Source organism: Mesorhizobium sp. W050, from assembly GCF_054719535.1.
On the sequence record NZ_JBTTIH010000001.1, the window covers coordinates 277,304 to 296,246 of the forward strand.

Annotated in this window: 20 protein-coding genes and 1 tRNA gene; 14 read left to right on the top strand and 7 right to left on the bottom strand. The window is 63.5% G+C overall.

The genetic code is table 11. The annotated features are described in order from the left end of the window. Positions 1–316: 316 nt before the first annotated feature. Positions 317–715: a hypothetical protein gene (locus ACYG9Y_RS01290; RefSeq protein WP_023683172.1), complete on the bottom strand. Its 399-nt coding sequence runs from the start codon at positions 713–715 to the stop codon at positions 317–319. A gap of 509 nt (positions 716–1,224) precedes the next feature. On the opposite strand from ACYG9Y_RS01290, the gene ACYG9Y_RS01295 reads away from it, so the two are divergent. Continuing rightward, positions 1,225–1,677, top strand: a complete 453-nt coding sequence (locus tag ACYG9Y_RS01295) for a BA14K family protein (RefSeq protein ID WP_023683173.1) — start codon at positions 1,225–1,227, stop codon at positions 1,675–1,677. A 166-nt stretch (positions 1,678–1,843) separates the two neighbouring features. Here ACYG9Y_RS01295 and ACYG9Y_RS01300 read toward each other — a convergent pair. Then, positions 1,844–1,933, bottom strand: a tRNA-Ser gene (locus ACYG9Y_RS01300). A 359-nt stretch (positions 1,934–2,292) separates the two neighbouring features. Here ACYG9Y_RS01300 and ACYG9Y_RS01305 point away from each other — a divergent pair. The 4 genes from ACYG9Y_RS01305 (at position 2,293) to ACYG9Y_RS01320 (ending at position 5,270) form a co-directional block, all read left to right on the top strand. Next, positions 2,293–3,048: a DUF2569 family protein gene (locus ACYG9Y_RS01305; protein WP_023735054.1), complete on the top strand. Its 756-nt coding sequence runs from the start codon at positions 2,293–2,295 to the stop codon at positions 3,046–3,048. A gap of 105 nt (positions 3,049–3,153) precedes the next feature. Beyond that, positions 3,154–3,477 (top strand): hypothetical protein, encoded by a 324-nt coding sequence (locus ACYG9Y_RS01310; RefSeq protein ID WP_023683176.1) that lies wholly within the window; start codon positions 3,154–3,156, stop codon positions 3,475–3,477. A 252-nt stretch (positions 3,478–3,729) separates the two neighbouring features. Next, a complete protein-coding gene (locus ACYG9Y_RS01315) occupies positions 3,730–4,719 on the top strand; it encodes a BMP family lipoprotein (protein WP_023683177.1) in 990 nt (329 codons plus the stop codon). 89 nt (positions 4,720–4,808) lie between these two features. Further along, positions 4,809–5,270: a GNAT family N-acetyltransferase gene (locus tag ACYG9Y_RS01320; RefSeq protein WP_023691864.1), complete on the top strand. Its 462-nt coding sequence runs from the start codon at positions 4,809–4,811 to the stop codon at positions 5,268–5,270. On the opposite strand, the gene ACYG9Y_RS01325 is transcribed toward ACYG9Y_RS01320, so the two are convergent. Next, entirely contained in the window at positions 5,265–5,651 is a 387-nt protein-coding gene (locus ACYG9Y_RS01325; protein ID WP_023735053.1) for a hypothetical protein, read from the bottom strand. The genes ACYG9Y_RS01320 and ACYG9Y_RS01325 overlap by 6 nt on opposite strands. A 13-nt stretch (positions 5,652–5,664) precedes the next feature. Beyond that, entirely contained in the window at positions 5,665–5,871 is a 207-nt protein-coding gene (locus ACYG9Y_RS01330; protein WP_196813821.1) for a SlyX family protein, read from the bottom strand. A 218-nt stretch (positions 5,872–6,089) separates the two neighbouring features. Here ACYG9Y_RS01330 and ACYG9Y_RS01335 point away from each other — a divergent pair, with 218 nt between their 5' ends. The 6 genes from ACYG9Y_RS01335 to deoA all read left to right on the top strand — a co-directional run bounded on the left by ACYG9Y_RS01335 (position 6,090) and on the right by deoA (position 12,378). After that, on the top strand, positions 6,090–7,622 hold the full coding sequence (locus ACYG9Y_RS01335; RefSeq protein ID WP_023698756.1) for an ABC transporter ATP-binding protein: 1,533 nt from the start codon (positions 6,090–6,092) through the stop codon (positions 7,620–7,622). Continuing rightward, positions 7,619–8,758 carry an ABC transporter permease gene (locus ACYG9Y_RS01340; protein WP_023686470.1) on the top strand — a complete coding sequence of 380 codons (1,140 nt, stop codon included), beginning with the start codon at positions 7,619–7,621 and terminating at the stop codon, positions 8,756–8,758. Before ACYG9Y_RS01335 ends, ACYG9Y_RS01340 begins: the two co-directional genes overlap by 4 nt. A 1-nt stretch (position 8,759) precedes the next feature. Next, the gene (locus tag ACYG9Y_RS01345) at positions 8,760–9,731 is read left to right on the top strand and encodes an ABC transporter permease (protein WP_023683182.1); all 972 of its coding nucleotides are present in this window, start codon (positions 8,760–8,762) and stop codon (positions 9,729–9,731) included. A 107-nt stretch (positions 9,732–9,838) separates the two neighbouring features. Continuing rightward, entirely contained in the window at positions 9,839–10,231 is a 393-nt protein-coding gene (gene cdd, locus ACYG9Y_RS01350; RefSeq protein WP_023683183.1) for a cytidine deaminase, read from the top strand. Between the two features lie 12 nt (positions 10,232–10,243). Next, entirely contained in the window at positions 10,244–11,059 is an 816-nt protein-coding gene (locus ACYG9Y_RS01355; RefSeq protein WP_023735052.1) for a purine-nucleoside phosphorylase, read from the top strand. Further along, positions 11,059–12,378, top strand: a complete 1,320-nt coding sequence (gene deoA / locus ACYG9Y_RS01360; protein ID WP_023733522.1) for a thymidine phosphorylase — start codon at positions 11,059–11,061, stop codon at positions 12,376–12,378. Before ACYG9Y_RS01355 ends, deoA begins: the two co-directional genes overlap by 1 nt. 9 nt (positions 12,379–12,387) lie before the next feature. Here the strand turns inward: deoA and ACYG9Y_RS01365 are convergent, their stop codons facing one another. From ACYG9Y_RS01365 to ACYG9Y_RS01375, 3 genes are all read right to left on the bottom strand, one after another. Further along, complete coding sequence (locus ACYG9Y_RS01365) at positions 12,388–12,951, bottom strand: TIGR02281 family clan AA aspartic protease (RefSeq protein ID WP_023695614.1); 564 nt, start codon at positions 12,949–12,951, stop codon at positions 12,388–12,390. Positions 12,952–13,080: 129 nt separating this feature from the next. Beyond that, positions 13,081–13,710 (bottom strand): uracil phosphoribosyltransferase, encoded by a 630-nt coding sequence (gene upp / locus ACYG9Y_RS01370; protein WP_023671129.1) that lies wholly within the window; start codon positions 13,708–13,710, stop codon positions 13,081–13,083. 135 nt (positions 13,711–13,845) lie between these two features. After that, positions 13,846–14,817, bottom strand: a complete 972-nt coding sequence (locus ACYG9Y_RS01375) for an adenosine deaminase (RefSeq protein WP_023695615.1) — start codon at positions 14,815–14,817, stop codon at positions 13,846–13,848. 134 nt (positions 14,818–14,951) lie between these two features. Between ACYG9Y_RS01375 and ubiE the strand changes: the two genes are divergently transcribed. The 3 genes from ubiE to coaBC all read left to right on the top strand — a co-directional run bounded on the left by ubiE (position 14,952) and on the right by coaBC (position 18,868). Further along, positions 14,952–15,728, top strand: a complete 777-nt coding sequence (gene ubiE, locus ACYG9Y_RS01380) for a bifunctional demethylmenaquinone methyltransferase/2-methoxy-6-polyprenyl-1,4-benzoquinol methylase UbiE (protein WP_023737606.1) — start codon at positions 14,952–14,954, stop codon at positions 15,726–15,728. A gap of 31 nt (positions 15,729–15,759) precedes the next feature. Further along, complete coding sequence (gene ubiB / locus ACYG9Y_RS01385; protein WP_023749085.1) at positions 15,760–17,334, top strand: 2-polyprenylphenol 6-hydroxylase; 1,575 nt, start codon at positions 15,760–15,762, stop codon at positions 17,332–17,334. A 67-nt stretch (positions 17,335–17,401) separates the two neighbouring features. Then, complete coding sequence (gene coaBC / locus ACYG9Y_RS01390; protein WP_023737607.1) at positions 17,402–18,868, top strand: bifunctional phosphopantothenoylcysteine decarboxylase/phosphopantothenate--cysteine ligase CoaBC; 1,467 nt, start codon at positions 17,402–17,404, stop codon at positions 18,866–18,868. Positions 18,869–18,943 lie beyond the last annotated feature (75 nt).

The following is an 18,943-nucleotide window of genomic DNA, read 5'->3' on the forward strand; positions in this document are numbered from 1 at the left end:
GCTAGCGTCAACTGGCATGTGTCAAGGGATCCGAAAACGGCCGGTGATGTACCGAGTGGTTCGCAGACTCCCTGGCCGGGGCTGCAAGAAAGCAAAACTAGCACAGCAGCCGTTACCGGATCCATTTTTGAAGCTCCCTCCGCGAATGAGCCTCAACGCGCTATGTCGCAGTTTGTTTCATTAAGCCCGGTTGTGCCGAGCCCGGCCAGCAGGGGCAGGAAGCCATGCCCACTATATCGCGCTGCCGGAATCGCCAGACGCCGGCAGCAACCAGCGAGATGACAAGGCGCGGATGTAGAGCGGGACGAAGCTTATATCAGTGGTGGGTCTTTCGATCCGCCAGCGTAAGCGCTTCGTCTATTTGTTGGCGCAGGCGGGTGAGGTCGTCCAACCGAAAATCAAGCGGCAGTTCCGCTCCACTCTCCAATCGGAGAAAGATGGCTACAGTGCCGTCCTCTTTCATGGCCAGTTGAGTGCTCGTTATAGAAATGCCCTGCAGTTTTGGTGTCATTTCGGCAGGAAGAGTGGCGACGAGCTTTCCCATCTCGACCGAGAGGGCAGCAATTGCCAAAGGAACACATTGTGCGGAGAAATCGAGTTGGAATCTCTTTGTGTCGATTGATCCAAATGTGACCGACACCGTGCCTAAGGCGGCGTCGATCCCAGATGCTAAAACTACATCCAGAACCGGAGCCTTCATAACCGTGTCCGCCATGGCGTTCCCCCGCTTTGTTGAATCGCAGCAAATCATCATCCCTGCGCCGGCACAAGGACACGCCCAACGCTCCCCGCCAACCATGGGATCTACGCCTTGTCGACAAGTCGCGTCTTCCGCTTCGGCGCTACGTAGCTCTCCACTAAGCGAGCGTGGAAATTCGAACTCGGCGCAATGATAACCCACAAAGACCAAATCTTGCCGTCTATGGTTATGGGAGGGGTTAGGACCAGCAAGGTCCGCGGGATTTGCGGCGTGCGATCCTTCATGAACGTGGATCCCAATCGGGATAGATCTTGGCGGACAGCCTAAAGCCGATTGATGACGAGGCATGGGCGCATTGCATTCTGACTCCGGAGATGGTTGCGAAGCTCTCCGCCTAACCGCTCCGCATCGCAAACGACAGAACCCCGCCAAGTGTGGGGTTTTGTTGTGGCAGGCGGGCGGAACCGGAACGCTCTTAAACCGTTTAAAGCCCATAAGGGACGGCAACGGAAAGATAGAAGATCATGAATAAGATTGTATCGGGTATGCTGGCGGCCACGCTGTCAGTTTCGTTCGCGGCCACCGCCGCTGTGCCTGCAGGTGCAGCGCAAATGTTCACGCCGCAGGCGCCTTCGGCGTCGTCCGATGTGCAGGCGGTGGACTACAAGCCGTGGATGAAGCATCGCGGCGATCGCAATTTCTCGCGCTACAACAATGACGGCCCCTACTGGAACGGCCATCGCGGCTCGCGCCATTACCGACACGGCTATCGCCGCCACGGCGATTTCTGGTTCCCCGCCGGAGCATTCATTGCCGGCGCCCTGATTACCGGCGCGCTCAACAACAACCATCGCGTCTACCGGGGTGGCGATTCGCATGTGCAGTGGTGCTACGATCACTACCGCAGCTACCGCGCCTCGGACAACACCTACCAGCCGAACTACGGCCCTCGTCGGGAGTGCAATTCTCCCTACTGAGATTTTTAACCGAAATGAGAACCCCGCTTCGGCGGGGTTTTTCTTTGTGTGAGGCGTGACGGCGAATTAGGGTTACGAGACCCGACATCGCTGTGAGGGATAAACAAATGCTCCGCCGCCACGAGACTCAAGATATCCGGCTGGGCAAGGTTCCGATCAATGGCGATGGCGGAGAGAGCGGGATTCGAACCCGCGTTACGGTCTCCCGTAAACACACTTTCCAGGCGTGCGCCTTCAACCACTCGGCCACCTCTCCGTCCTTGCATTCGCGCCGGCCGGTTTTGCCACGCGGGTTGGGGAGATGCATCCCTTTGGGATTTGCGGGAAGACCCGCTTGATGGACACCGCCAACCAGCGGATGCCCTTCCCGGCGCCCGTCATTCAAACAGACGCGGGGCTCATCTAGTCGATCCGGCGCCGAATGCCAAGCCATAACGGCAGTCTATTCGCTTTGCCGGCCACGCATCGTTTCGCGGGGCGTTGAACGGCTCCGCTTCTAAGGCGCTTCGGTTCTGAATGGTGTGCACGGGCAAGGCGGCAGGGCCGGCCGCGCTTGACTTCGCCCCTCGCCACCTGTCGAGTGCGGCGGAGGCTTTGCGGGGGCAACGTCCAGACATGACCTCGAGCAATGAACAGCCGGCCAGCGGAACGCCGGCCGGAGGCATTCCAGGCGGGCTGACGCCCGCAGGGCCTCCGGACAGCGGGCTGTCCTTCGTGCCCGTGGTCTGGCTCCTCTTCGTCATGGCATGGTCGGTCTACTGGCTGGTCTCGGCGCGGTGGCTGTTGGAGAGTTCCAGCGTGCCGGACAGGGTCTTCTATTTCGTGCTTGGCGGACTGGCCTTCGACATCGTCACCATCGTGTGGGGGCTTTATCTGCTCGGCCTCGCCTTCAGCCGTTCCGCGCGCTTTCCGCGTCATTTCACCATCTGGCAGATCACCACCATCGCCTGGCGGCTGGCCGAGCAGGTCTATGCGCTGACCGTGCCCGATTTCACCGTCTCCGCCAGGGAGCTTGCGATCGCCGCCACCGAAATCGTCATCGGCCTTTTTTGCATTTACTTGCTGCGCCGCCGCGACGAGGCCAAGGCCTTTTATGCAAGGCCGGAAGCGCAGGCACCGTCAGCCTTTGGTTCGATCGTCGCCGCGCTGGCCGGCATCATCCTCGGCGCCGTCGTCGGCACTGTCGCCGGCTTCGCGCTTGGCGCGGGGATCGCCGAAGCCACCGACATCAGCTGTTTCGAAGGCGGCTGCGGCTACTTCGCCGTGTTCATCGGCCTTGCCGGGCTGGTGGTCGGGGCCATTGGCGGCGGCGTCCTCGGCGTCTGGCTCGTCCATCGGCGGAGCCGAAAAGTGGCCATAGGCGGGCGATAGGCTTCAAATTCGCATATGGCGATTGCACGCCGGGCGTGCGCATTCTATTCCTCGCCTTTGACCGGAAGGTCCTCGGGAGGAACTTGAGGATCGGGGAAGATTTCGATGTTGCGTTTTTTGTTTCGCCTCGCGGCCATGATCGCACTCTCGGTCGCCGTCATCATGGCCGTGCTCGACGCGACGCGCTCGGTGGCGGCTTCCACATTGGTCATGACGCCGCTGAATTCGAGCTGGCTGGCGGTTTCGCCCGACACCCGCGCGGCCTTCGAGACCTTCGTGCGCGCCAAGGTCAATCCGATGATATGGGATGGCGGCATCGCCTGGGTGCTTGCCCAGCCGGGGTTTGCCGTGTTCGCGGTGCTTGCCTTCATCCTCTATGCGATCGGCTACCGGCGCCGGCGGCGCGGCGGAGAATTCGCGCCGGGCTGATGGGTTGTCCCAGCGGACTTGCGACGACAACGCGGCAATCGTCCACAGCTGTCACCGCATTGGGCATGTTTTTCCAACGGGGGGCATGCTTTTCCAAAAGGTCAAAATTCCGCGTGAATTTTGTTTCGGGCCGTGCCAGATTGCCTTGAGCGGGAGGGGAGTACACTCCTGGCTGATGCCGCATGCCTGCCGGAGAACCGGGCAGGCGGGCGGCGCGTAACGGAAAAAAATAACCGACAGGGTGTGGATCACATGAAACGTATCGTTCTCGGCCTCCTGGCCGCAACCGCAATGGTTCTTCCGGCTTTCGCCGCGGATGTCCAGCCGGCCATCCTCTACGATCTCGGCGGCAAGTTCGACAAATCCTTCAACGAGGCTGCCTATCACGGCGCCGAAAAGTTCAAGACCGAGACCGGCACCGCCTATGTCGAGTTCGAAGTGTCGAACGCCTCGCAACGCGAGCAGGCGCTGCGCCGCTTCGCCGAGGACGGCCGCAACCCGATCGTCATGGCCGGCTTTGCCTGGGAGGATGCGCTGAAGGTGGTCGCGAAGGAATATCCCGATCTCAACTTCGCCATCATCGACGATGCCGTCGATATGCCCAATGTCCGCTCGCTTGTGTTCAAGGAAAACGAAGGCTCCTATCTCGTCGGCATCCTGGCGGCGATGGCCTCGAAGTCCAAGAAGGTCTCCTTCATCGGCGGCATGGACATTCCGCTGATCCGCAAGTTCGAATGCGGCTATGTCGGCGGCGCCAAGGCGGCCGGTGCGACCGATGTCATCCAGAACATGACCGGTGACACGCCCGCGGCGTGGAACGATCCGGCCAAGGGCGGCGAGATCGCCAAGACGCAGATCGACCAGGGCTCCGACGTCGTCTATGCCGCGGCCGGCGGCACCGGCGTCGGCGTGCTGCAGGCGGCGGCGGATGCCGGCAAGCTCGGCATCGGCGTCGATTCCAACCAGAACGGCCTGCAGCCCGGCAAGGTGCTGACCTCGATGCTGAAGCGCGTCGACGTTGCGGTCTACACCGCCTTCATGGACGGCAAGAACGGCACCTTCAAGGGCGGCCTGCAAAATCTCGGCCTCAAGGAAGGCGGCGTCGACTACGCCATGGACGACAACAACAAGGCGCTGGTCACCGACGAGATGAAGGCTGCCGTCGAAAAGGCCAAGGCCGACATCATCGCCGGCACGATCCAGGTGCACGACTACACCGCCGACAACGCCTGCCCGTATTGATCTGTATCCATTAGAGTTGAAACCGCCGGGCGAGAGTCCGGCGGTTTTGTTTTTGGGTCTTGAAGGGGGCCGCAACTTGAGAGGCGAGAGTGAAGCCGACCATCGGACCGATGACGGAACGCGATGTTGATGCAGTGGCGCGACTGCGCATCGCCGCCTTTTTCGAGGGCAGCGCAAGAACGTTGAATGAGGACGTCGCCGGGCTTCGCGAGTTGCTCAATGGAGATGGCTTCGAGGCGGCGCTTGTGGCGCGGATAGGGGACGTCCCGGTCGGGACCTGCCTGCTGGTTCGCCACGAACTTGAACCCGCGCATGAGCTGACGCCTTGGCTGGCGGGATTGGTCGTCGATAGCGACCACCGCGGCAAAGGGATCGGCCGCGCGCTGGTTGCAGCCATCGAAGCGCATGCAACCGCGATCGGTGTGGAGAGGACCTACCTCTATACGTGGGTGGCGCGAGACTTCTATGCCGGGCTCGGTTGGGCAGTGGTCGAGTCGTTTGAGCAGGACGGCTACCCGATGCTGCTGATGTCGCGCGAACTCGGCCTATAGCTGTCCGACGAGATAACCCAGCGCAAACACCACCATCAGCGTAATGGCGATAGCGAAGCCGCGTCGGCCACCGAGCGAATGCACGCCGACGCCATAGGGCTTCCGCTCCAGTCTGCCGATCACCGGCTTCGCTTCGTCCTGGCCAACCACACGCATCTGCGGCAGTTCGGCGATGCGTTGCGAGATCAGCCGCCAGCGATCGCTGCCGCCCGATGGCGCACCACGGTCGAGGACATGCATGCGCTCGGCCAGCCGCATCACCGTGTCGCGGAAGGCGGGATCGATCTCCAGGTCGCGCTCGGCACGTTCGCGGTCGCGATCGTTCATCAGGCCAAGCACATAATCGCCCGCCCGCGCAACGCGGTCGCTTTCACCGGCCATAGGCTTCTCCTTGCTACCAGTGCGGCGGTTTGGTTATCGGCACGTCGGGTGCCGATTGTTCCTCCAGAGCCATGAAGCGCCCGGTCAGGGCATCGAGCTTGCGCTGCATGCGTTCGATCGCCGTCCACTGTTCGGCGATCTGGCCCGACAGTTCCTCGATGGTCTTTTCCTGCTCGGCGGCGCGGATTTCCAGCGTCGTCAGCCGGTCGACAGGCATGATCATTCGAAACTCCCCAGGTCCTGGTGCACGCAGTTGCAGCATGATGCGACTGTTGAGCCTTGCATATTAGTGAATGTGAAGGTCTGCGGCCACGTTCGAAATTGACAAGCGCACCGGGATTTGTCGAGAGTGGCCACTGCGCCGCCAATTGGCACGGGTGGGGCATCATGCTAGGCGTTTTGACCAAGCGATAAAAAAATAAGAGTGGGACAGGCTGCATGGCGCAAGCCGCAATCGAACTGATCGGCATCAACAAGAGTTTTGGCGCCGTTCGCGCCAATCGCGACATCAATCTGGAGATCGCACGCGGCACCATCCATGGCATCGTCGGCGAGAACGGCGCCGGCAAGTCGACGCTGATGTCGATCCTCTATGGCTTCTATCAGGCCGACAGCGGCGAGATCCGCGTCGGCGGCAAGCCGGCGTCGATCAAGACCTCCAACGACGCCATCGCGCTCGGCATCGGCATGGTGCATCAGCACTTCATGCTGGTCGACAATTTCACCGTGCTGGAAAACATCATCCTCGGCGCCGAAAGCGATGCGCTGTTGAAAAAGAGCATCGCCAAGGCGCGCTCCGAACTGGAGCGGCTCGAGCGCGAATACGGGCTGGAAGTCGATCCCGACGCCATCATCGAGGAATTGCCGGTCGGCCTGCAGCAGCGTGTGGAAATCCTCAAGGCGCTTTATCGCGGTGCCGAAATCCTGATTCTCGACGAGCCGACGGGCGTGTTGACGCCGGCCGAGGCCGACCATCTGTTCCGCATCCTCAGGCAATTGAAGGACCAGGGGAAAACGGTGGTGCTGATCACCCACAAGCTGCGCGAGATCATGGCCATCACCGACAATGTCTCGGTCATGCGCCAGGGCACGATGGTGGCGACGCGCGAGACCAGCAAGACGACAGTCGGCGAACTGGCCGAACTGATGGTCGGACGGCGCGTGCTGCTGCGGGTCGAAAAGGGCGAGACGGAGGCCGGCGCGGTCAAGCTCGCGGTCAAGAACCTGACGGTGAAAGACCAGCGCGGCGTCACCATGGTCGACGACATCTCCTTCGATATCCACGCCGGCGAGATCGTCGGCATTGCCGGTGTCGCCGGCAACGGCCAGTCCGAACTGCTCGAGGCGATTTCCGGCATCAGGCGCGCGGTTTCCGGCTCGGTGATGCTCGATGGCAAGCCGATCGACCTGACCGGGGCCGCCGATCCCGGCGAGTTGCGCGACCGTGGGCTCGCCCATGTGCCGGAGGACCGCCATCATGTCGGCCTGGTGCTGGCCTTCGAGGAGAACGAGAATTCGATCCTCGGCTACCATGACGACCCGCGCTACCTCAAAGGGCCGTTCCTCAACATCGACGCCATCATGACCGATGCCAAGGACAAGATCGAGAAATACGACATCCGTCCCGGCAATCCGCGTCTGAAGACGGCGAATTTCTCCGGCGGCAACCAGCAGAAGATCGTGCTGGCGCGAGAAATGGAGCAGGACCCCGGTGTTCTGATCGTCGGCCAGCCGACACGCGGCGTCGATGTCGGCGCCATAGAATTCATCCACAAGCGGCTGATTGCCATGCGCGACCAGGGCAAGGCGGTGCTGGTGGTGTCGGTCGAGCTCGACGAGATCCGTTCGCTGTCCGACCGCATCCTGGTGATGTTTGCCGGGCGCATCGTCGGCGAACGCGGCCCGGAGGCGACCGAAGGCGAGCTTGGTCTGCTGATGGCAGGCGTCGATCGCCAGGAGGCGGCAGAGTGAGCACGCCTTACGCCAAGCTGCCGGCCTGGGCCGATTATGGGCTGATCCCGCTGATCAATCTGTCAGTGGCCTTCATCGTTGCCGGTTTCGTCGTCATGCTGGTCGGCGAAAACCCGTTTCGTGCCGCCGTCATCCTGGTCGAGGGCGCTTTCGGCAAGGGAACCGGCATTGCCTTCACGCTGTTCTATGCCACCACCTTCATCTTCACCGGCCTGTCTGTGGCGGTGGCCGCGCATTGCGGCCTGTTCAACATCGGGACCGAGGGCCAGGCCTATATTGCCGGCCTTGGCGTGGGCGTGGTCTGCCTCGCCTTCGACACTGTGCTGCCGTGGTGGCTGACCTTTCCGCTGGCGATCGTCGCCGGAGCCGCCGTCGGTGCGCTGTGGGCGCTGATCCCGGCCTATCTGCAGGCCAAGCGCGGGTCGCACATCGTCATCACCACCATCATGTTCAACTTCATCGCGGCCTCGATCATGGTCTACCTCCTGGTTGGGCCGTTGAAGCCGGCGGCGTCGCAGGCGCCGCAGACGCGCAACTTCCTCGCCGGCGCCGAACTGCCCAAACTCAACTGGATCATCGAACTGTTCGGCGCCAAGATCCGCTCGGCGCCGTTCAACATCTGCTTCCTGCTGGCGCTGCTCATGGCATTCCTGGTCTGGCTGCTGATCTGGCGCACCAAGCTCGGCTACGAGATGCGCACCTATGGCCACAGCCCGAAAGCGGCGCGCTATGCCGGCATTTCGGAGACCCGCATCATCATTATCGCGATGATGATTTCGGGCGCGCTGGCCGGCATGATGACGCTGAACCCGGTGATGGGCGACCAGCACAATGTGGCGATCGATTTCGTCTCCGGCGCCGGCTTCGTCGGCATTGCCGTGGCGCTGATGGGCCGTCTGCATCCGGTCGGCATCGTGCTGGCGGCGATCCTGTTTGGCATGCTCTACCAGGGCGGCGCCGAACTTGCCTTCGAAATGCCGGCGATTTCCCGCGACATGATCGTCATCATCCAAGGCCTGGTCATCCTGTTTGCCGGTGCGCTGGAGCACATGTTCCGGCCCTACGTCCAGGCGCTGTTCGCCTCGTTCAGTCCAAGGTCGGTCGGCATCGAAGCGGTCAAAGGGAAGGGCGCCTGAGATGGACGTCTTCATCGCCATCGTGCAGATCCTGGACTCGACCATACGCCTGTCGGTGCCGCTGCTGCTCGCTTGCCTCGCCGGCCTCTATTCGGAACGCGCAGGCGTTTTCGACATCGGGCTGGAAGGCAAGATGCTGGTCGGCGCCTTTGCAGGTGCGGCCGCCGCTTCGGTCTTCCATTCGGCCTTCCTCGGTCTCGGCATGGCGATCGTGATGTCGGTCGCCTTTGCCCTGGTGCACGGCTTCGCCTCGATCACCCATCGCGGCAACCAGATCGTCTCCGGTGTGGCCATCAACTTCGTCGCCGCCGGCTCGACCATCATTCTGGGCCAGGCCTGGTTCCAGCAGGGCGGGCGCACGCCGGCGCTGCAGCCGGGCGAGCGTTTCGAGGCCATCACTCTGCCAGGTGCTGCCGCGATCCATGATGTGCCCATCATCGGGCCGATCTATTCCGAGCTGCTCTCGGGCCATTCGATTCTGGTGTATCTCGCTTTCGCCATGGTGCCGTTCACCTGGTGGGTGTTGTTTCGCACCCGCTTCGGCCTGCGCCTGCGCGCCGTCGGCGAGAACCCGGCCGCCGTCGACACCGCCGGCATCTCGGTCGCCTGGCTGCGCTACCGGGCGCTGATCTGCACCGGTGTGCTGACCGGCATTGCCGGCGCCTACCTCTCGATGGTGCAGAATGGCGGCTTCGTGAAGGACATGACCGCGGGCAAGGGCTACATCGCACTGGCGGCGCTGATCTTTGCCAAATGGCGACCGGTGAACGCCATGTTCGCCTGTCTTCTGTTCGGCTTCCTCGACGCGGCGGCGATCCGCCTACAGGGTTCGCCGCTGCCGTTGATCGGCAAGGTGCCGGTGCAGTTCATGCAGGCGCTGCCCTATGTGCTGACCGTGATCCTGCTTGCCGGCTTCATCGGCAAGGCGATCCCGCCGCGCGCCGGCGGCGTGCCTTATGTCAAGGAACGTTGATCCGGGCGCCCAGGAGCACTGTGTCGAACATGCGGCTGGTGCTCGAAAGGCGCCAGGAAAACGCAAATGGCCGGGTTTTGACCACGATCGTCGGAGAGAACGTCTAGATGTCGCATGATCTGTTCGAAGCCGCGCAGGAGGCCATGGCCAAGGCCTACGCGCCCTATTCGAAGTTTCCGGTGGGTGCGGCGTTGCGCACCGAAGACGGCCGTGTCTTCACCGGCGCCAACATCGAGGTCGCGTCCTATCCGGAAGGCTGGTGCGCCGAGACCACGGCGCTCGGCCATTACATCATGGGCGGCGGCGGCAAGATTGTGGAAATCGCCGTCATTGCCTCGCGCATGGCCAAATGCTCGCCCTGTGGCGGCTGCCGGCAAAGGCTGGCGGAATTCTGCCGGCCGGACACAAAGCTCTATCTTTGCGACAACACCGGCGTGGTCGAGACCGTGACCATGGGCGACATGCTGCCCTACGGGTTTCGTGGCGACATTTTGAAGTGAGAGTTGGCTGATATGAAGGAAGCTCTGGACCACCTCGTTGAAAGGCTGGACGGGTTGGCGCCGACAACGGCGATGGTGCTGGGGTCGGGCCTTGGCGGGCTTGTCGACCAGGTCGAAAATGCCGTGCGCATCTCTTATGCCGACCTGCCGGGTTTCCCCCGCAGCGGGGTGACTGGCCATGCCGGCGAGGTGGTCGCGGGGCTTTTCGCCGGCACGCCGGTGCTGATGCTGTCCGGCCGCGCCCATTATTACGAGCACGGCGTTGCTGCGGCGATGCGGCCGGCGCTGGAGGTGCTTGCCGGCATCGGCATCACCAAGCTGATCCTTACCAATGCCGCCGGCTCGGTCGATCCCGACATGCTGCCTGGATCGGTGATGCTGATCACCGACCACATCAATTTCTCCGGCTCCAACCCGCTGATCGGCGAGCCTAGCGACCGCCGCTTCGTCGGCCTGACCGAAGCCTATGATGCCGGCCTGCGCGCGGCGATCGAACGGGCGGCGAAGGCGACAGGGACGGCGCTGCACAAGGGCGTCTATATGTGGTTTTCCGGTCCGTGTTTCGAAACCCCTGCTGAAATCCGCATGGCCCGCGTCATGGGCGCCAAAGCGGTAGGGATGTCGACCGTACCGGAGGTCATTCTCGCCCGCTTCTTTGGGCTTCGCGTAGCCGCCTGTTCGGTGATCACCAATCTCGCCGCCGGGATGACCGGGGCGGAACTGTCGCACCAGGAGACCAAGGACATGGCGCCGATCGGCGGCGCACGGCTGGCGACGATCCTTGCGCATGTGTTCCAGGATGGGTTGCCGGAGCCAAAGGGCACCTGATGCTTCCGCAGGAAATCATCCGCCGCAAGCGCGACGGCCAGAAACTGTCCGCGCAGGAGATTTCGGCCTTTGTCGCCGGCGTCACTTCGGGCAGCGTCTCGGACGGCCAGGTCGGCGCCTTTGCCATGGCGGTGTTCTTCAACGGCATGAACCGCGACGAGGCGGTGGCGCTGACGCTCGCCATGCGCGATTCCGGCGATGTGCTCGACTGGTCGGACCTGCCGGGTCCGGTCACCGACAAACATTCGACCGGCGGCGTCGGCGACAATGTCTCGCTGATGCTGGCGCCGATCGTCGCCGCTTGCGGCGCCTATGTGCCGATGATCTCCGGCAGGGGCCTTGGGCATACCGGCGGCACGCTGGACAAGATGGACGCCATCCCGGGCTATATCAGCCAGCCGGATATCGCGCGCTTCCGCAAGACGGTGCTCGAGACCGGCTGTGCCATCATCGGACAGACCGCCGATCTCGCGCCCGCCGACCGTCGCCTCTATGCGATCCGCGATGTGACCGGAACGGTGGAATCGGTGCCGCTGATCACTGCCTCTATCCTGTCGAAGAAACTCGCGGCCGGCCTGCGGTCGCTGGTGCTCGACGTCAAGGTCGGCAATGGCGCCTTCATGGAGAAGTCGCGCGACGCGACAGCACTGGCCAACAGCCTGGTCGAGATCGCCAACGGCGCCGGCCTGAAGGCCTCGGCGCTGGTCACCGGTATGAACGAGCCGCTGGCGTCGGCGGCCGGCAACGCGGTCGAGGTGCGCAACGCCGTCGATTTCCTCACCGGAAGGTTCCGCGACAAGCGACTGGAGGATGTGACGCTGGCGCTGGCCGCCGAGATGCTGCAATCGGCAGGGCTGGCGTCGTCCAATCAGGACGGTCTCAGGCGCGCGGCCGAGACGCTGGCCGGCGGCCGCGCGGCAGCCGCCTTCGCGCGTATGGTCGCAGCCCTTGGCGGTCCCGCCGATTTCGTCGAGAAGCCGGAAAAATACCTGCCGAAAGCGGCGGTGGAGTTTGCGGTCAAGGCGACAGGCAACGGTTTTGCCACCGCTATTGCCACCCGCGATATCGGCCTTGCCGTGGTCGGGCTCGGTGGCGGGCGCACGCGGCCGGACGACAGGATCGACCATGCGGTCGGCATCACCAGGCTGCTGCCGCTCGGCGCCGAGGTGCGGGCCGGCGAGCCGCTGGCGCTGGTCCACGCCCGCACGCAAGTGGAGGCCGAAGCGGCCGCAGCCGCCGTGCTTTCGGCCTATACGATCGGGGCGTCGAAACCAGCCGCCGACAAGACTGTCATCCGGCGCGTGCTGCCGCGCGGGTAGCGGAACGCGCTACTGCACCAGCAACAGTGTGCCGTTTTCGACCTGGTATTTTGCCAGCCGCTGCAAAAAGCTCATGCCAATGAGGTTGGTGCGCAGAGCCTTGTCGTCGAGCACTACCGCCTGGACGTTGTCGACGCTGATCTTGCCGATCTGCAGGCGATCGATGTTGACCACGGCGGCCCTGATCGCGCCATTGGCGGTGTTGACCTGCTGGTTGAAGTCCGACGGGTTGAGCGAGATGCCGATGCGGCGCGCCGTCGAGGTGTTGATGGCGACCAAAGTGGCGCCGGTGTCGATCATGCCGTCGACCTGGCGGCCGTTGAGCTTGAAGGCGGAGGTGAAATGGCCGCGCTCGTCAGCCGCCACCAATACTTTGCGCCCAGTGGGCAGCGGTGCGGCCGGCTTGCCGGGAACCGAGGCCATGTTCAGTTCGGGCTGAGGCTGCGCGGACGGCTTGCCGGCGACGGTCGACTTCAACAGGTTGTCGAGAATCTGCGGATTCGACTGATAGACGATCGGGATCGATGCCGACGTTCCGGCGAACACGCCCAGAATGACAAGCTTGCGCAGCATGAATGGACCTTCGTGAAGGCCCATTCTTGCCCACGTATGGTGTGTGCCGCTTTAACGCCAACCCGAAACCGCGGCTTTGCGTAAACGGGCGGTAAACGACTGGATGTCAGCTGGCCTTGCCAGCCGCCGTCATTTGGTTCCGTACATGCGGTCGCCGGCATCGCCGAGGCCGGGCATGATGTAGCCCTTCTCGTTGAGCTGGCGGTCGATGGAAGCGGTGAACACGGGAACATCCGGATGCGCCTTGGTGAAGCGCTCGATGCCTTCTGGCGCCGCCAGCAGGCAAAGGAAACGGATGTTGGTGGCGCCGCGCTCCTTCAGCTTGTCGATGGCCGCGATGGCCGAGTTCGCGGTCGCCAGCATCGGATCGACGACGATCACCAGCCGGTCGGCGAGATCGCTCGGCGCCTTGAAGAAATATTCCACCGCCTCCAGCGTTTCGTGATCGCGGTAGAGGCCGACATGCGCGACGCGGGCCGCCGGGACCAGGTCGAGCAGGCCTTCGAGCAGGCCATTGCCGGCGCGCAGCACCGAGGCGAAGACCAGCTTCTTGCCCTCCAGCGTCGGCGCTTCCATGGTTTCCATCGGCGTTTCGATGGTCGTCGTCGTCAGTTCGAGGTTGCGGGTGACCTCGTAGCCGAGCAGGAGCGAGATCTCGCGCAGCAGCCGCCGGAAACCAGCGGTCGACGTCTCCTTCTTGCGCATGATGGTGAGCTTGTGCTGGACAAGCGGGTGGTCGACGACGGTGACGCCCTGCATGGGTTGCTCCAGTGAATGGTGAATAGTGAATAGTGAATAGTGAGCAGGTTTGCGAGTCCCGATGGATCGATCATTGCCGTTGACAGGCCGAAGCGCCGGCAAACCAATCACCAATCACCAATCACCAATCACCAGTCACCTCTTCGCATCGAGCCGGGCAAGCAGCGCGCTTTTCGTCTTCCTGTCGACGAAAGCCGCCTCGATCGCGGTTCGGGTGATGGCGGCCAGCGCCTTTTCGTTCATGGCGAAATGCTCGGCGGCGATGTCGTATTCGCGCTTCAGCGAAGTCCAGAAATAGGGCGGGTCGTCAGAATTCAGCGTCACCTTGCAGCCGGCTGCCTGCAGCGCAGGGAAAGGGTGATCGGCGAAACTGTCGTAGACCTTGAGCGCGATGTTGGAGCCGGGGCAGCATTCCAGCACGATGCCCTCATCGGCGATGCGCCGCACCAGATCGGGGTTTTCGATGGCGCGCACGCCATGGCCGATGCGCGACGGGCGGATATGGTCGAGTGCGGCCTGCACCGTCTCCCATCCGGTCAGCTCGCCGGCATGGATGGTGATGCCGAGGCCGGCTTCGCGGGCGATCTCGAAGGCCCTGACATAATCCTCCATCTCGCCCATGCGCTCGTCGCCGGCGACGCCGAAGCCGGTGACCAGCGGATTTCCGCAGCGCGCCGCAAAGCGCGCCGCCTGCTCGATCGACTCGACGCCGACATGGCGTACGCCGGTGACGATCATGCGGCCCTCGATGCCGGTCTTGGCTTTGGCGCGCAGCATGCCTTCGCCGAGCGCATCGGTATAGGCCTTGGGCGACAGGCCGGCCCTGACGGCATGGTCGGGCGAGGTGAAGACCTCGGAATAGATGGCGCCGTCGCGGGCAAGGCTGGTCAGATAATGGTCGGCGAGGCGGGCATAATCCTCCTCGGTGCGGAACAGGTCGGCGGAAAAATCATAAGCCGCCAGGAACGAGGTGAAATCATGCCAGACGAAGGAGCCGTTCTGGATATAAAGCGAGGTGTCCTTGCCGTATTTCTGCGCCTGACGGATGACGAGTTCGGGCGCCGCTGCCCCCTCGATGTGGCAGTGCAGTTCTGCTTTCAAAGGCATGCAGTTATCCCGTCTCATCAGTCCAGGCCGTAAAGCCCACCACCTGGAAGCGCGGCCGAACACCGCGCCTTAAACAATAGCGCCCGCACCATCGATCGGCTATGGTCCCGCCGGTTTTATGACGGATCAAAATAATGTCAGTTGAGAGAACCACGGCCGCGGGCGGCATGGAAACCTCCTATGGTTTCAAGAAGGTAGGGCCAGGCGACAAGCAGCCTCTGGTCAATGAGGTTTTCCACAAGGTGGCGAACCGCTACGACCTGATGAACGACCTGATGTCGGCCGGGCTGCACCGGCTGTGGAAGGATGCCATGGTGACATGGCTCAATCCGCCGAAACGTCCGGGCTGGAAAGTGCTCGACGTGGCGGGCGGCACCGGCGACATCGCCTTCCGCATCGTCGACGCCAGCCATGGCAACACGCATGCCACGGTGCTCGACGTCAACGGCTCGATGCTCAGCGTCGGCCGCGACCGGGCGGAAAAGAAGGGCCTGTCCGGGAATACCGATTTCGTCGAGGCCAATGCCGAGGAACTGCCTTTCACCGATAGCACCTTCGACGCCTACACCATCGCATTCGGCATCCGCAACGTGCCGCGCATCGATGTCGCGCTGACGGAAGCCTTTCGCGTGCTGAAGCCCGGCGGACGGTTCCTGTGCCTGGAGTTTTCCGAGGTCGAGATGCCGCTGCTCGACAAGGTCTACGAAGCCTGGTCGTTCAACGCCATTCCGCAGATCGGCAAGATGGTGACGGGCGACGGCGAGCCCTATTCCTATCTGGTCGAATCGATCCGCAAATTTCCCAACCAACAGAATTTTGCTGCCATGATCACCCGCGCCGGCTTCGAGCGCGTGTCTTTCCGCAACTATTCCGGCGGCATCGCAGCGCTTCATTCGGGCTGGAAGCTTTGAGGCCGGACAGTTTGCAGCAGCAGGGTAGACGATGAGCAGCGTCGGCGCCGCCTTTCGGCTCGCGCGGGCCGGCTGGGTGCTGGTCCGCGAGGGCGTGATCGCAGCACTGCCGGGGGACGAACTCAGCGGCCTGCCGAAATTCGGCTGGCGCATGGCCCGGCTGTTCACCCGCCGCCGCGCGCTCGCTTATGAGCGCAGCGACCGGCTGGCCAAGGCGGTGGTCCGGCTCGGACCCTCTTATGTCAAGCTCGGCCAGTTCCTGGCGACGCGGCCCGATGTCGTCGGCAACGACATGGCGCTCGACCTCGCCATGCTGCAGGACAAGATGCACACTTTTTCGCAGGCGGAAGCGGTGGCGGCGATCGAGGGGTCGCTCGGGCGCAAGATCGGCGAACTCTATACGCAGTTCGGCGGGCCGGTCGCGGCGGCCTCCATCGCCCAGGTCCATCCCGCGCAGGCCATGCATGACGGTGTCGATACCAAGGTGGCGGTGAAGGTGATCCGGCCTGGCGTGCGCCGCCGCTTCTTTCAGGATCTCGAAAGCTATTTCCTCGCCGCCCGGCTGCAGGAGAAATACATCCCGTCGTCGCGCCGGCTGCGGCCGGTCGAGGTGACCGAGACGCTGGCGCAGACCACCAAGATCGAGATGGATCTTCGCCTCGAGGCGGCCGCACTTTCGGAACTGGGCGAAAACACCAAGGACGATCCGGGCTTCCGCGTGCCGTCCGTCGACTGGGAGCGCACCGGGCGCGATGTGCTGACCATGGAATGGGTCGACGGCGTCAAGATGAACGACATCGCCGGCCTCGCTGCGGCGGGGCACGATCTGAAGGCGATCGCCACCAACCTGATCCAGTCGTTCCTGCGTCACACGCTGCGGGACGGCTTCTTCCATGCCGACATGCATCCAGGCAATCTGTTCGTCGAGGCCAATGGCAATATCGTCGCCGTCGATCTCGGCATTGCCGGACGGCTCGGCAAGAAGGAGCGCCGGTTCCTCGCCGAAATCCTCTACGGCTTCATCACCCGCGACTATTTGCGCGTCGCCGAGGTGCATTTCGAGGCCGGCTACGTGCCGCGCCAGCACAATGTCGCGGCTTTCGCGCAGGCGATCCGCGCCATCGGCGAGCCGATCCACGGCCAGCCGGCCGAGACCATTTCGATGGCCAAGCTTTTGACGCTGCTCTTCGAGGTCACCGAACTGTTCGATATGGCCACGCGGTCGGAACTGATCCTGTTGCAGAAGACCATGGTGGTGGTGGAGGGCGTCGCGCGTACGCTCGACCCGGCCTTCAACATGTGGAAGACGGCCGAGCCGGTGGTCGGCCAGTGGATCGCCGGCAATCTCGGGCCGAGCGGCCTGCTGATGGACGCGCGCGACGGCGCCAAGGCGCTGCTGGCGCTCGCCCGCCAGGCGCCGGACCTTGCCGCTCGCACCGAGCGGCTGTCACGCGAGATCGATTTTATGGCGGAGCACGGCCTCCGCTTCGACGAGGCGACATCGCGCGCCATCGGCAAGGCCGAAGCCCGTTACACCCGCTCGGGCCGGCTGGCGGTGTGGGTGATCGCGCTGACGCTGGTTTACATCGCGTGGAAGCTGCTCTGATCGCTTGCAACGCTAGCAACGGTGGTGCTAGCGTTGCAGTCGCGCTATTGATGTCGCGGAGCAAGTCATGGGCACCATTACTGTCCGCAATCTAGCTGACGACGTGAAGCAGAAATTGCGTGAGCGCGCTGCGGCGCGCGGGGTGTCGATGGAGGAAGAGGCGCGTGATGCGCTTGCCAAGAGCGTGCTGTCGGCGGAAGCCGGCATGCCCGCGAGCGAAACCCTCTATGCAACAATCCGCCGCTTGGTTGAGCCTCATGGAGGTTTTGACATCGATCTGCCCCAGCGAGGTCAATCCACAAAAACGCAAAAAACCCTCGACGGCAAGCGCATCCTGCTGATCATCGGCGGCGGCATCGCCGCCTACAAGGCGCTCGACCTGATCCGCCGGCTGCGCGAGCGCGGTGCTGGCGTGCGCGTGGTGATGACATCGGCCGCGCAGGAATTCGTCACCACGCTTTCGGTCGGCGCGCTTTCGGCCGACCATGTCTTCACCGAACTGTTCGACCGCAATGACGAGCACGATGTCGGCCATATCAGGCTGTCGCGCGAGGCCGACCTCTTGGTGGTGGCGCCGGCCACTGCCGATCTGATGGCCAAGCTCGCCAACGGCCATGCCAACGATCTGGCCTCGACGGTGCTGCTCGCCACCGACAAGAAGGTGCTGATGGCGCCGGCGATGAACCCGAAAATGTGGTCGCATGCCGCGACGAGCCGCAACCGGGCGACGCTCGCCAAGGATGGCATCGCCTTCGTCGGCCCGGCCAAGGGCGAGATGGCGGAAAGCAACGAGGCGGGCGAGGGCCGCATGGCCGAGCCGCTGGAGATCGTGGCAGTGATCGAGGCACAGCTCGACAGCAGGCCGAAGCCGCTGGCCGGCCGCAGGATCATCGTCACCTCGGGGCCGACGCATGAGCCGATCGACCCGGTGCGCTACATCGCCAACCGCTCTTCGGGCAAGCAGGGCCATGCGATTGCGGCAGCGCTGGCAAGACTGGGCGCGGATGTACGCCTGATCTCCGGTCCGGTCAGCATTGCCGATCCGGCCGGCGTTGTGACGACACATGTCGAGACCGCGGCCGAGATGAAGGCGGCCGTCGAACAGTTGTTGCCGGCGGACGCTGCGGTCTTCGTAGCTGCCGTCGCCGACTGGCGCACCGCTGGCACGGCCGGCGAGAAGATCAAGAAGGTGGCGGGCCAGGGCCCACCGGCGCTGCAGATGATCGAAAACCCCGACATTCTCGCCGGTGTTGGTCATCACGGGCAACGGCCGGGGCTGGTTGTCGGCTTCGCCGCCGAGACGCAGGACCTGATTGCCAACGCCGAGGCCAAGCTGAAGAAGAAGGGCGCCGATTTCATTGTCGCCAACGATGTCTCGCGTGAAAGCGGCGTCGGCCCCACCGGCGTCATGGGCGGCGACCGCAACAAGGTGCGCATCGTCTCGAAGGACGGCGTCGAGGAATGGCCTGAGATGGGCAAGGACGAGGTGGCGGCGCGGCTCGCCGCGCTCATCGCCGAGCGTTTGCAAGCCTGAGCGGCCGCCGGTCCGCAATCAGGCACGGGCCATGGTCTTGCAAGCAGCCTTGTGGTCGAGGGCATTTGACGCCGA

Excerpts from the sequence above, each read along its gene's own strand:
- ACYG9Y_RS01375 (WP_023695615.1), bottom strand. The coding sequence starts at position 14,817 with ATGCCTTTGAAAGCAGAACTGCACTGCCACATCGAGGGGGCAGCGGCG.
- ubiB (WP_023749085.1), top strand. The coding sequence starts at position 15,760 with ATGAGCAGCGTCGGCGCCGCCTTTCGGCTCGCGCGGGCCGGCTGGGTG.
- ACYG9Y_RS01325 (WP_023735053.1), bottom strand. The coding sequence starts at position 5,651 with ATGGCCGGTGAAAGCGACCGCGTTGCGCGGGCGGGCGATTATGTGCTT.
- ACYG9Y_RS01305 (WP_023735054.1), top strand. The coding sequence starts at position 2,293 with ATGACCTCGAGCAATGAACAGCCGGCCAGCGGAACGCCGGCCGGAGGC.
- coaBC (WP_023737607.1), top strand. The coding sequence starts at position 17,402 with ATGGGCACCATTACTGTCCGCAATCTAGCTGACGACGTGAAGCAGAAA.
- ACYG9Y_RS01365 (WP_023695614.1), bottom strand. The coding sequence starts at position 12,951 with ATGCTGCGCAAGCTTGTCATTCTGGGCGTGTTCGCCGGAACGTCGGCA.
- upp (WP_023671129.1), bottom strand. The coding sequence starts at position 13,710 with ATGCAGGGCGTCACCGTCGTCGACCACCCGCTTGTCCAGCACAAGCTC.
- cdd (WP_023683183.1), top strand. The coding sequence starts at position 9,839 with ATGTCGCATGATCTGTTCGAAGCCGCGCAGGAGGCCATGGCCAAGGCC.
- ACYG9Y_RS01315 (WP_023683177.1), top strand. The coding sequence starts at position 3,730 with ATGAAACGTATCGTTCTCGGCCTCCTGGCCGCAACCGCAATGGTTCTT.
- ACYG9Y_RS01335 (WP_023698756.1), top strand. The coding sequence starts at position 6,090 with ATGGCGCAAGCCGCAATCGAACTGATCGGCATCAACAAGAGTTTTGGC.
- ACYG9Y_RS01295 (WP_023683173.1), top strand. The coding sequence starts at position 1,225 with ATGAATAAGATTGTATCGGGTATGCTGGCGGCCACGCTGTCAGTTTCG.
- deoA (WP_023733522.1), top strand. The coding sequence starts at position 11,059 with ATGCTTCCGCAGGAAATCATCCGCCGCAAGCGCGACGGCCAGAAACTG.
- ACYG9Y_RS01290 (WP_023683172.1), bottom strand. The coding sequence starts at position 715 with ATGGCGGACACGGTTATGAAGGCTCCGGTTCTGGATGTAGTTTTAGCA.
- ubiE (WP_023737606.1), top strand. The coding sequence starts at position 14,952 with ATGTCAGTTGAGAGAACCACGGCCGCGGGCGGCATGGAAACCTCCTAT.
- ACYG9Y_RS01345 (WP_023683182.1), top strand. The coding sequence starts at position 8,760 with ATGGACGTCTTCATCGCCATCGTGCAGATCCTGGACTCGACCATACGC.
- ACYG9Y_RS01310 (WP_023683176.1), top strand. The coding sequence starts at position 3,154 with ATGTTGCGTTTTTTGTTTCGCCTCGCGGCCATGATCGCACTCTCGGTC.
- ACYG9Y_RS01355 (WP_023735052.1), top strand. The coding sequence starts at position 10,244 with ATGAAGGAAGCTCTGGACCACCTCGTTGAAAGGCTGGACGGGTTGGCG.